We start from the raw sequence: 11,850 nt of genomic DNA on the forward strand, positions 1-11,850 counted from the left end.
CAGGTCGGGAGTTTCGGCTCCCGGCCATTTCATCAATCTTTAAACATTTCGATCATGAACAGCAAATTCTCAGTTTTCGACAAAGTTATGGTTTCCGGCACCGCGACGGGTTTTGGTGATCAGGAAGGTATAATTGAAGATTCAAAATTGGTTGCGATCACGAACCGCTGGTATTACCAAGTTCGTTTGTTGAAACCACATCCTGCACAGAATCCAGGGATATTTGTCGGTGAACAGTTTTTGACTATGATTGACAAGGAGGCATAAATCATTACTCACTATTAACTTTACTCCCATGGTACACGACAAACAATTTTCACTTGGCCTAAGTTATTTCGAGATTATGGATCTCAGTCCCTCAGACCTTCACCAGTTCCTTTCTCTGACTTCAAGAGAAGAAATCATCGACTGGCTGGAATGGAATGACCGGAACGGCACCTACAACGATGTCGATTCGTTGCGAGAGTTTGGTAATGTTATGTCTAAGGATGAAGGGATTGAGATTGTAATGAGGCAGATTGCAAGTTGAAAAAATTTTGAAAAAATTGGAAATGTTCCATTTTTTTGGCACATTTCCAATACATTTTAAGTAATATGCCTGATATACATACCAAGCTGAAAGAACTTACAACATGAGTCAGGTAAAAAGTGTAAATACTAAACCTGAGCTAATAGTGCGAAAATACTTGCATTCAAGAGGACTTAGATTTAGATTGCACGATACGCGTCTACCTGGTAAACCTGATTTGGCTTTGCTAAATACAAAGCAGTTGTTTTCGTCAATGGATGTTTTTGGCATGGTCACGATAGTTGCAAGCATGCTGAACTGCCAAAGACAAGAACAGAATGGTGGACAGAGACAATCTTTAAAAACATTCTGAGAAATAAGGATGTTATTTTGAAACTTCAAGCAGCTGTCTGGTCCGTATTTGTGGTTTGGCAATGCTCCCTAAAAAAAAACAGCTCAATTGAAAAGCTTACAGGAGCTTTATTATTCAATAATTGGTTAGACTGTCAACATTAGTTTAAAATATAGAATCGTTAATAATAACAGGTGTGGATCAGAAAAAGTCATTTATTGCGGTAGAATCATTTGCTGGTGCAGGAGGTTTATCTATTGGACTTCAAAGAGCTGGGTTTGATGTTCGATATGCTTTTGACAACAACGAATGGGCCGTTAAGTCATATAACAACTACATCCCCGGAAATCACTGCAAGGTCATTGATGTCAATTTTTTAAGTGGTATTGACATTATGAATGAAATTGGTATCGAGCCGGGCGAACTTGATCTTTTCGCAGGAGGTCCACCTTGCCAAGGCTTTTCACGTCAAACCAGAGGAGCGCACAACGGAGACAATAGAAATAATCTTGTTCTTGAATACGCTAGGCTGGTTACGGAGTTAACACCAAAAGTATTTCTTTTGGAAAATGTTGACATGTTGGGGTTGAAGCGAGGCGAAGTGTTTCTAAAGAAGGTCCAGGAAATCCTTTCAAATTATACGCTATATCCACATTTCTATAACTCAGCTGACTACAATCTCGCTCAAACAAGGACCAGATTTATTACCGTGGGGGTGCGAAAGGATCTGAATGTTTCTTTTGAAATACCAAAACGTATTTCAAAAAATGATAGAAAAACCGTTGGTGAAGTTATTGGAGATCTACCTGAGCCACCTGCAGACTTCTCCCCACATCCAGAAATTTATAATCATCAAGAAGCTAAGATAACTGAGCTCAACAAACTGAGGTTTTCTCATGTTCCACAGGGAGGTGGCTGGAAAAATATTCCGTTTGAGCTAAGGCTTAAATGTCATCAGATTGTAAATACATCGAAAGGTGGATGGCCGGACGTTTATGGCCGTTTGGATTGGAATGGCCAATGCCCAACTATAACGGGGGGATTTGATAGCATCAGCCGGGGGCGATACGGGCACCCGACCCAAGATCGAGCCTTGACCGCACGCGAAGCCGCTTTATTACAAGGGTTTCCTTTAAATTTTGAATTTATGGGTAATCGTGGCGAAGTGAGAAAGCAAATCGGAAATGCTGTTCCGCCACCTTTGGCAGAAGCGATTGGTATTGCCATTGTGACATTATTGGAACAAGTAACCGATTTGGATGAGGAAATACTAAGCGATTTAAGCTACGATGCACGGCAATTAGCCTGAAAAATTGTATGTAATAAAAATGTTAGTAGTAAATATCTCTCCATTCAAAGAAAAATTCCGAAAGAGGCTTGACATGTATCGGAGGGGTGGCGGAAGCTAACCTGAGATACGCGTCGGGTAAATCAAGATAGTAGACCCGTTTCAATTTAGAGATATACAACTGATATACAAGCCATTGATCAGGAAGGCATATTTCCACAACTTCCTTCTTCTTAATATCTGTTTTGGTTTCAGCCAACAAGACTGGCGTTCCAATAAACTTCTCAATCCCGTAAACACCATCCAGTAGTTTTTGGTGAGCCCAAAGCATAATGGCTCTTTCTCTGGATGAAGTTTTTATCGGCACGTGAAACTTTGGGCGATGAAGCCCGAGATTGAAAATCCTATCGGTCTGAAGCTTAACATAATCACCGTCATAATCCAATACCAGAATTGTGGTGACCGGTTCGACTTGCAGACTCAGCTTGAAAACGTAAGAAATGAAATGCTCAAAAAATGTCCCTGGGGTTTTCTGATCGCCCGCGCTAAACAAATCATTGAGTGCGCAAAAGGACATGGCAGCACTATACAAAATTTTAGAAATTTCCTCCTTTTGGCTAGGTATCAAAGTTCCTGATCTTACACTTGCCACAAAGTCGCTCCACAGCAAATTCCCTTCAAAAGAGAAGAGATTGGCATTGACAGCTCTGGAAAATTTGGGTGTTCCCGGTATGTTAAATTCAAAGTAAGATTTTTTGGGTACTTTAGAAATCAACATAACCTTATCTGTATCAGATAACAATCCGGTACATTTCGAAATAATCAACGCTAATAATGAGTCGCGGGCCGGGTCAACTCCCGTGCTTCCTTTTCGAAACTGGTCGTAAAGCTTTTTGATTTCGTCAAATCTGTTTTTCATAACGGAGGACATGAGGTCATTTTATGTCACCAGTTATGATTTAGAGGGTACAAGTAGCTCCCTAACATCTACATCAAGGATTTCAGCTATTCGTCTAAGGTCCTTTAAATGTGGCTGCGATCTATTATTGCATATCGCAGTCATTGCTGTCGTACTGATTTGAAGCATTTCAGCCAGCCATTTTTGTGATTTCCCTTGAATGACTAGTATCTCTTTAACCCGATTAATTCGTTCTTCCATATTGCCAGTGACAGCCAAACTTAGCGATTGCACGCGTCTTTTAAAAGCAATCTTTTGATTACCAAAGTTCTATAAAATCACAAAATTCATTATTTACTTATTTTTATATATGTCATAGTTATTTTTATATAAGTTTAACTTACATTATAAATTATACCGATAGTTGCCTTTCGGCATTTCAGGATACAATTTCCATTAGATTGTAATCAGATAATCGATTATTTTCCCAGTTTCCGAGGCACCATTATAGATTTGATTTCGTTATTTTTACCAGCAGTAACTATTTTCTTGTAATGCAAACCCAAATTTGCATTACAACGCGAGAATTATCGGAGTTTGGAAAATACTAAAATTCATCATCCTGTCTTAGAGTTAATTACGAAATCAAAAACAACTATTTAGAAACAATCTAATTTTTCAACTTTTTTCCCTACTACTACACATCTTATTCGAAAAAAAATCTAGATTCGTGCGAAATCTACTTCATGTAGCATTTGAACCTTCCAAGAAAAAATTAAAATTTTTCAATTTTTAATATCTTATATGAAATCTTCACAGGATATAGGACCAGTGGACGCTGACCTGATTAAGTACACACTATGGAAGTCTGTTAACCTATACAAATCACAATCTGACACAAACTACGATGGATTTAACAGGAAAAATAACTTCTCCAAAGCGAAAATCTCACTGCTACCATTTTTCATGACCATCGGAGGAAACGGCTCAATGGAGAAAATTCATGGGTTCTTCGCGCCATTTCTAGCCACAAGTCAGGGAGCAATATCTAATAGATTTAACTCGAGCTTCGAAACGCTGCTAGAAACCTCTGATGAAAGATACGGGTTCCGCATGGATAGTGAGACTCATAAATTATTCATTAGTAATACAGAGCTGTTTAATAATAATAATGCAATTGATATAGAAATTATAAACAGTATCGACAAATCTTCATTTAATCTTTCAAAATCAATTCCAAGATTTTTTCTATTCAATGAAATTGATTTGCTCGTCAACTGCCACCAGTTCGAATCTTTCATTTTCAGGTCTGCTTATTCTCTTAATTCCGAGATAATGGTTGAAGATATCAAACAAGACCATTCCTATCGCTATATTACCGAAGAGCAAGAATCCATCATATAACTTTTCCATTTATGCAAAAAAGCTCTCAACATATTGAGAGCTTTTTTTGCATAAGACCTAACCCTCCAAATATGCAAAGCGACTTTCACAATTGTACCGAAGAGATTGACAAAATCCTCAGTATAAGCCTAGATCTCTATAAACCGGGAGCTAGTTCTTCGCTCACTATCGATTTTCACCAGTGCTATTTTTATTTAATGGAATCGGTTTTGAAGGGCGAATACTACCTTCTTCCAAATGACCACAAAATTAGACAGATACCGGGGTATCTAACAAAGATTGACATTTATATTAGGACTATTACTCCATATTCCAAAGATTCTCAATTAGCGTCCATGGTTTTGGATACATTATCCATTTGCCAAACTACATTAGTATTATTTGAAAGTCTTCTAAAAAAGGGGGATGATAGCCTAACAATTGGCGCAAAAGTAAAACGAGTTGACTATCTCAATGAATTAAGCCGATTGGAATCTCTTGGTATTGGGATCAGCAATAAGCCTCATTTAATTCATAACAGTTACCTACATTTATTACGTAATAGCATTTCGATAGCAGAGATAGATATGGCGTTAAATTGTTCTGATGAAACAGTTAATCACCTAGATAATATCATTGAATATTTGAAAAGCAATCGCTGCATTGTTCTTAACAAAGGTATATTAGAACAGAAAGAAATACTTCTTGAAAAATCTGAGTTCCTGCGGGACAAAGTAAATTTAAGGCTTACGAAAACTAACTCCTCTGACCCCATAAACAATATCAATTACTGGGAGGCTAAGCACAGAAAGATGAAATACTATGGTATGTTTATGGAAAAAACGATATCACACTATTTGCCAAACGATGAGTTTTCCGTATACGCCAATCGATTAAAAACATCAGATATTTCTTACATACATGCAAAAAGCAAGTGGATTCGGAAAAGTATAGCAACAAAATCTAAATTAGAAGACGAAGTAAAACGCTTAGAAGAAATTCTTAATAATCTAGAAATCAACGGTTTACAAGGAGACAATTTCAATTATCTAGCACATGACAACGCGAAAAGGCTCTTAGCAAACACCAGAACCTTTATCACTTTGAACAATGAGGCTACTCTCAAAGAAATTATTGAAGATTTAGTTGAAAAGAAAGAACCAGAAAAGTTAACTCAACTTTTTAACACTCTAAAAGTGACCCACGACGAAAATTGCCAACAAGATTTCTACATCTTTTATCAGTATTTAATTTTTCTTGATGCACTGCTGGAAGAGTTGAGAACGAAACCAATGTTACTTGTTCTTAAAGATTGGAGAAAATTTGATTCGATAAGAGATGTCAATGAAGAATTAACAAAAGTTGACAAGCGCCTTGCCACGATAAAAAAGCAGTACGAATATTGTTACAAACATTTTTATAAAAATATAACAAAATGGGAAAGAAAAGACATTAATGCTATTTATCTTAATAGTAGTGAATGCGTAACACAAAAAGGATTGTTTCTCGATTCCACCTATATACTTCCGAGTGATTATAAAGCTTTAAAAAATAAATTTGGCGAGGCTAATTGGCGATTAAACGGCGTTATAAGGTCGCTAAAAAACCGAGTGGCTATTGACCTTCGAACGGAATTTTTTGAATTTAGGTTTTCAAAAGAGCTCGACACGCGAGATTTAAGAGCCATTACTGTACTGACATTGTTTATTAGTGTATCAAGTTTTATTCTTGGAACTATAAAAATAATGGAGCACAAGGATTTATTTACTTCCCAATCTTTACTTCTGACATTTGGAACCGGTATGTTAATGTTTAACTTACTTATTTTTTGGTTGCACAAGGACAAAGAGAAGCTAACCTTGTTAGATATAAAGCAGCCATTCGAAAACAAAAAGATAAAAATTGATGACCTGTTAAGTTTGGTTCCAATCCGAACTGCCTTTCTTATATTGATAATTATATCCTTCGTTCTTTTGATCAGCTATCGAAGTAACAATTACAAGCTCTCATCTGACTCACAAGTTGATAGTTTAAAGACCACCATTTATCAGCTAAAACATGAAATGGATTCATTAAAATCCGAAAGTTCAGGCAGGTATTACACTATCGAATCCATAGACACTCTAAATTTGCGAAACAATTATAAATCAAACAGAATGTATCCTTCTCGACAGAAATTACAATTTTGATCATTTCTCTATCATTAGTTTACTTAAACTTCACAAGATAATCAACATTAAAGGGTTACCAATTATAATTCTCAATATTCGGATCAGTCCTCAATCCAAGGCTTTTCAAATAAATATCCGTCATCTGCACCGTACTATGCCTCAGCAGCAACTGTAACTGCTTTATTCCCACACCAGACAAATACGCATTTACAGCACCTGTGTGTTTCCATGAATAGAGGGTATAGTCTTTGCCTAGCAATCCGGCAGCAACAAGTGCTCTTTGATGTCTGTCGTAAGCATAATTTACAGAAGCCCTTGCATCGGATGGCACCAGTCCTTTTCCGAAGAGATTGAGCCGTGTTGGCGTTTTGATAAATTGCTTCTCAACAACATCCTTCAAAGGCTTGATTATCGGAATCTGTTCCGTTTTTTTGTTTTTGCTCACATCACCGGGTACCAATATAATGCCTTCCTGGTAACGGATGGCCGAAACTTTTAAATATCTCAATTCCTTCGGTCGCAGAAAAGCGTAGTAAATAAACCTAGTGAGTACGTAAAGGTCATAATCGTTTTTAATTAGATAGGCTTCCAAAACTTCCCGGTCTTCATCGGTAAAAGCAATATTCGCCTGGCTCGCCTGGGCAACCTGCAAGAATTTGATTTTGAATGGATTATCTGCCAGATTTTCCCTGACCATAATTCGGGTAAACATTGCCCGAAGGTGAGAAATTACATTATTAGTATTTGCTGCACTGCATCCAGTTCGCAATAGATAGTCCCGTAATCGGTACACATATTGCGTATTTATCTGGTCAATAGTGATAGGCGTTGCAAAGCCAATCAGCTTATTTATAGCGGAATTATAGGAATCAATTGTATCAGGGCGCAGTTCAGGTTTTAAAATCGGTATCAGATTTTGAAGTGCCTCGACAAGATACGGCCTCGTCTCTGATGAACCTGTTGAAACCTCATTTTTGATATAAAAACCGCCTCGAAGAACTTCATTAGTTTCTGAAATTTCCTTCGCTGCGTATTGTCTTCGACTTTCCGCAGTTTTGAATTTTGGCGGAACACGATTCCTTTTTCTTATAAGATCTCCTTCGATTTCACTGTAAACGTAGTACTCAATATACCAGCTTTTTGACAGGTCACCACCGCAATCTTTTAACTCAGCAAGCCGGTATGGATAGGAGTTAATGTGTGTTTCCATACCTCGTTTTTTGCGTTTATTTGTCGCAATAATTGTCGCAATAAAGCAAAACGCCACTCCTATTGCTAGAAATGGCGTTGAGTGGTGATGGACGGAATCGAACCGCCGACACAAGGATTTTCAGTCCTTTGCTCTACCGACTGAGCTACATCACCGCTTTCAGTTGGCCCCGTTTGGGACTGCAAAAATAGAAGTCTGTTTTTGCTTTACAAACTATTTCAAATAAAAATTTTCAAAATAATAACCCCTCAATCTTAAAAGTAACCCTATACAGCTGATTGTCTTGTTTTTACACATTCTAAAATAAATTATTTCGCATACACATACTTGTAGGCAAAGACATTTTAGCCATATTTGTGAGTAGTATGCACGCATACCATTTGTATTTAGCTAACAGATTGACAAACTTTAATCCTTATGGCCGTCATTCAGCAGATTCTTTTTATCGCCGTTTTGGGAGTAGTAGGCTGGCTGGTCTTCAAACGCATCCGTATCATCCGTGATACGATTGGACTGGGCCGCTCCGAAGACCGGACCGATCAACCCGCCCGGCGTTTCAGCACGATGCTGCGGATTGCGTTCGGGCAAAAGAAAATGTTCGACCGACCTTTGGTTGGTATTTTACATTTCGCTGTTTACGCAGGATTTCTGCTGATCAATATTGAGGTGGCCGAGATCGTACTCGATGGTGCAACGGGTTCTCACCGACTTTTTGCTCCGTTTCTCGGGTCCTTCTACACCTTCCTGATTGGCTTTTTCGAATTTCTGGCAGTGGCGGTTTTACTGGCCTGCCTGGTATTTCTGATCCGCCGGAGTGTCGTCCGGGTAGAGCGTTTTCAGCCGTCGCGGCACAGAGAGATGAGTGGCTGGCCCGCACTGGACGGGAAGATCATATTGATCTTTGAAATTGTGTTGATGATTGCGATCCTGACCATGAACGCCGCAGACAGTGTTCTGCAGGATCTTGGCAGTTCCCATTACACCCCAACGGGCAATTTTGCATTCAGCCAATATCTGAAACCCCTGTTTGAAGGCTGGAGCGAAGGCAGCCTGGTCATCTATGAGCGAGCCGCCTGGTGGATACACATTCTCGGAATTTTCGCATTTGCGATCTACATGACCTATTCCAAACATTTACACATTGTGCTTGCCTTCCCCAACACCTATTTTGCCAGGTTGACTCCAAAAGGGCAAATGAACAACATGCCCGAAATAACCAAAGAAGTGAAAATAATGCTCGGGCTGGATACTGGTGACGGTGGAGAAAATGTGGTTCCGGAGCGGTTTGGCGCCAAAGATGTGGGTGATTTGAGCTGGAAAAACCTGATGGACGCCTATTCTTGTACCGAATGTGGACGTTGCACGGCTGCCTGCCCGGCGAACCTGACCGGAAAACTGCTTTCACCGCGGAAGATCATGATGGATACCCGCGACAGGCTCGAAGACGTGGGCCGGGTGATGCAGGCCAATCACGGAAAATTTGTGGATGATGGAAAAGCCCTGATCGACGATTACATCACCCAGGAAGAACTCCTCGCCTGCACAAGCTGCAACGCCTGCGTTCAGGAATGTCCCATTCTGATTAACCCGCTCGATATCATCCTGCAACTGCGGCGATACAAAGTAATGGATGAAGCACAGGCGCCCAATTCGTGGAACATGATGTTTCAGAACCTGGAGACCAACCAGGCCCCCTGGAAATTCTCGCCTGGCGACCGGTTCAACTGGGCCGACCACCTGAGGCAACCATAATGTTTACAACCATCATTATGATGCTATTGATCATCTTCGGCCTCACTTCGCTTCTTCTGATCGGGATGGGCATTTACATCCGCAAAAAGAATGCGATATGGCTCTTGTCCAATTTTTCAGAAGACCGCGTTCGGGATAAAGCGGGCATGGCTCGCTGGGCTTCCTTGTTTCTGTACCTGTTCGCCGGCATTTTTTTTATTTTCGGATACGGAATTTTTAAATATCAGGGCACTGCCTATGAAATCGTACCGGTTTTTGTACTTATTCCCTGCATGCTGCTGCTCACAGTTCTGTATTTGACAGGCGGGCAGCGTTTTTTAAATAAAGGTTACAAAAAACACAATAACAATGGCCGAATCAACCTATAACGTGCCTACGATGGCCGAAATGACTGCCAATAACGAATCCCCGGAAATCCTGTTCTGGGTAGGGTGTGCCGGATCATTTGACGACCGATATAAAAAAGTGACTGTAGCTTTCGCCAAAATACTCAATAAGGCCGGGGTGAAGTTTGCCGTTCTGGGAACAGAAGAAAGCTGCACGGGCGATCCTGCCCGTCGTGCGGGAAATGAATTTTCATTCCAAATGCTGGCCATGTCCAACATACAGGTACTGGACATGTACGGAATTAAAAAAATTGTTACTGCATGTCCACATTGCTTCAACACCTTAAAAAATGAATATCCTGAACTGGGCGGAAACTACGAGGTCATTCATCACTCGGAATATCTGCAGCAACTCATTAATGAAGGGAGGGTCAGGATTGAGGGAGGCGAATCGTTCAAAGGCAAGAAAATCACTTTTCATGATTCCTGCTTTCTGGGGCGGGCCAACGACGTCTACGAGGCTCCACGGCATGTACTCGAAGCGCTGGACGCGGATCTGGTAGAAATGAAACGGTCTAAAACCAAAGGATTATGCTGTGGTGCCGGCGGCGGGCAAATGTTTAAAGAACCGGAAAAAGGAAAAAAAGACATCAATATCGAAAGAGTAGAAGAAGCCCTGGAAACCGGCGCAAAGACCATCGCTGTGGCCTGCCCGTTCTGTATGGTGATGATGACCGACGGTGTCAAAAATAAAGAGAAGGAAGATTCCGTTAAAGTGTATGACCTGGCTGAACTTATCGCGCAGGCAGAGGGACTTTAAATTAGGCCGGACGAACTCAGCCCGACGATCCCTTGTTCTTCATTTCGACGTCCTAATGACTTACGGTAATTAAATTTTATTTCAACTTAGCAATTCATGTACATACCATTTAGTGATATCGATTTCAATGCACGTGTCTGGGTATATCAGGCCAATCGAAAACTTTCCGATGCAGAGACTGGTATTGTGACCGAAACATTGAAAGCGGCCTTGGATACCTGGGAAGCACATGGCAAAACACTGACCGCTTCCGGTAAAGTTTTTGAACACAGGTTTGTGGTGATTGCGGTGGATGAAAGAAATGAACTGCCCAGCGGATGCTCCATTGATAAGTCGACGCACTGGCTACAGGAAATCGGTCATCAACTGAATGTAGACTTTTTCGACCGCTCGCTGGCTTACCTTAATGAGCAGGACGAAGTAGAAACCGTTCCTGTACCCCACATCAAGCAGGCCGTAACCGAGGCGATCATTACGCCTTACACCACCATTTTTGACAATCAGGTAAATACCAAAGCGCAATGGATGAAGCGTTGGAAAATTACCGCATCGGAAACCTGGTTGAACCGCTATTTTGCCACGCAGACCAATTGATCATTTTGAAAGATATACCCGGCAACGTAGTTTTGTGAAGCATTTATCAAAATCAAAATGACCATTTCCCGACTTTTTGCGTTGCTTTGCCTGGTCGTATTTTCTTCCGGATGTGATAAAAACGTAGTTTATAAAGCGCATGAGGATATTGAGGACGGACTTTGGTATATTAAAAACAAGCCTGAATTCAAAGTTGAGATAACCGATACCCTGGCCACTTACAACCTCTATTATCTGGTGAGGAACTCCGTGCAATACCCTTATTACAACCTTTATCTGACCCGGAAAACCACCACCCCGGGCGGGGAATCTTCTTCGTCATTGGAAGAAGTTTTTTTGTCGAATCAAACCACCGGCAAACCTTTTGGAAAAGGATTAGGTGATCTCTTCGATCATAAAATTGCGTTTAAGAAGCATTACCAATTTCCCCGGTCGGGCACTTACACCTACACGCTTACACAGTCCATGCGTCAAAATCCACTACCATTTGTGATCAGTGTGGGGATCAGTGTTGAAAAAATAGAAACGGCGCAACCCTAAAATGTAAT

Annotated in this window: 13 protein-coding genes, 1 tRNA gene and 1 pseudogene; 11 read left to right on the plus strand and 4 right to left on the minus strand. The window is 40.4% G+C overall.

Annotated features, from left to right (window positions below; all coding sequences use genetic code 11):
* Positions 1 to 54: 54 nt before the first annotated feature.
* The 4 genes and pseudogenes from DYADSP32_RS17825 to DYADSP32_RS17840 all read left to right on the plus strand — a co-directional run bounded on the left by DYADSP32_RS17825 (position 55) and on the right by DYADSP32_RS17840 (position 2,169).
* Positions 55 to 267, plus strand: a complete 213-nt coding sequence (locus DYADSP32_RS17825; RefSeq protein WP_149241481.1) for a hypothetical protein — start codon at positions 55 to 57, stop codon at positions 265 to 267.
* A gap of 28 nt (positions 268 to 295) precedes the next feature.
* Positions 296 to 529: a hypothetical protein gene (locus tag DYADSP32_RS17830; protein WP_149241480.1), complete on the plus strand. Its 234-nt coding sequence runs from the start codon at positions 296 to 298 to the stop codon at positions 527 to 529.
* A gap of 94 nt (positions 530 to 623) precedes the next feature.
* A pseudogene (locus DYADSP32_RS17835) lies at positions 624 to 1,024 on the plus strand (very short patch repair endonuclease); the annotation flags it as partial.
* 32 nt (positions 1,025 to 1,056) lie between these two features.
* Positions 1,057 to 2,169, plus strand: a complete 1,113-nt coding sequence (locus DYADSP32_RS17840) for a DNA cytosine methyltransferase (protein WP_414617880.1) — start codon at positions 1,057 to 1,059, stop codon at positions 2,167 to 2,169.
* A gap of 22 nt (positions 2,170 to 2,191) precedes the next feature.
* Here the strand turns inward: DYADSP32_RS17840 and DYADSP32_RS17845 are convergent, their stop codons facing one another.
* On the minus strand, positions 2,192 to 3,067 hold the full coding sequence (locus tag DYADSP32_RS17845; RefSeq protein WP_149241479.1) for a hypothetical protein: 876 nt from the start codon (positions 3,065 to 3,067) through the stop codon (positions 2,192 to 2,194).
* A 33-nt stretch (positions 3,068 to 3,100) separates the two neighbouring features.
* The gene (locus tag DYADSP32_RS17850) at positions 3,101 to 3,307 is read right to left on the minus strand and encodes a helix-turn-helix domain-containing protein (RefSeq protein ID WP_149241478.1); all 207 of its coding nucleotides are present in this window, start codon (positions 3,305 to 3,307) and stop codon (positions 3,101 to 3,103) included.
* 543 nt (positions 3,308 to 3,850) lie between these two features.
* On the opposite strand from DYADSP32_RS17850, the gene DYADSP32_RS17855 reads away from it, so the two are divergent.
* The gene (locus DYADSP32_RS17855) at positions 3,851 to 4,450 is read left to right on the plus strand and encodes a hypothetical protein (protein WP_149241477.1); all 600 of its coding nucleotides are present in this window, start codon (positions 3,851 to 3,853) and stop codon (positions 4,448 to 4,450) included.
* A gap of 11 nt (positions 4,451 to 4,461) precedes the next feature.
* Positions 4,462 to 6,618, plus strand: a complete 2,157-nt coding sequence (locus DYADSP32_RS17860; RefSeq protein ID WP_149241476.1) for a hypothetical protein — start codon at positions 4,462 to 4,464, stop codon at positions 6,616 to 6,618.
* 55 nt (positions 6,619 to 6,673) lie between these two features.
* Here the strand turns inward: DYADSP32_RS17860 and DYADSP32_RS17865 are convergent, their stop codons facing one another.
* A complete protein-coding gene (locus DYADSP32_RS17865; RefSeq protein WP_149241475.1) occupies positions 6,674 to 7,810 on the minus strand; it encodes a site-specific integrase in 1,137 nt (378 codons plus the stop codon).
* Between the two features lie 82 nt (positions 7,811 to 7,892).
* Positions 7,893 to 7,965: transfer RNA gene (locus DYADSP32_RS17870), tRNA-Phe, on the minus strand.
* A gap of 262 nt (positions 7,966 to 8,227) precedes the next feature.
* On the opposite strand from DYADSP32_RS17870, the gene DYADSP32_RS17875 reads away from it, so the two are divergent.
* The 5 genes from DYADSP32_RS17875 (at position 8,228) to DYADSP32_RS17895 (ending at position 11,842) form a co-directional block, all read left to right on the plus strand.
* A complete protein-coding gene (locus DYADSP32_RS17875) occupies positions 8,228 to 9,562 on the plus strand; it encodes a (Fe-S)-binding protein (RefSeq protein WP_149241474.1) in 1,335 nt (444 codons plus the stop codon).
* On the plus strand, positions 9,562 to 9,930 hold the full coding sequence (locus DYADSP32_RS17880; protein ID WP_149241473.1) for a DUF3784 domain-containing protein: 369 nt from the start codon (positions 9,562 to 9,564) through the stop codon (positions 9,928 to 9,930). The genes DYADSP32_RS17875 and DYADSP32_RS17880 overlap by 1 nt, the downstream gene beginning before the upstream one ends.
* The gene (locus DYADSP32_RS17885) at positions 9,911 to 10,708 is read left to right on the plus strand and encodes a (Fe-S)-binding protein (RefSeq protein ID WP_149241472.1); all 798 of its coding nucleotides are present in this window, start codon (positions 9,911 to 9,913) and stop codon (positions 10,706 to 10,708) included. Before DYADSP32_RS17880 ends, DYADSP32_RS17885 begins: the two co-directional genes overlap by 20 nt.
* A gap of 96 nt (positions 10,709 to 10,804) precedes the next feature.
* Positions 10,805 to 11,302: a hypothetical protein gene (locus tag DYADSP32_RS17890; protein ID WP_149241471.1), complete on the plus strand. Its 498-nt coding sequence runs from the start codon at positions 10,805 to 10,807 to the stop codon at positions 11,300 to 11,302.
* Positions 11,303 to 11,359: 57 nt separating this feature from the next.
* Entirely contained in the window at positions 11,360 to 11,842 is a 483-nt protein-coding gene (locus DYADSP32_RS17895; protein WP_149241470.1) for a gliding motility lipoprotein GldH, read from the plus strand.
* Positions 11,843 to 11,850 lie beyond the last annotated feature (8 nt).

Origin of the sequence: Dyadobacter sp. 32 (genome assembly GCF_902506755.1) — a bacterium.
In the GTDB taxonomy this organism is placed as follows: Bacteria; Bacteroidota; Bacteroidia; order Cytophagales; family Spirosomataceae; genus Dyadobacter.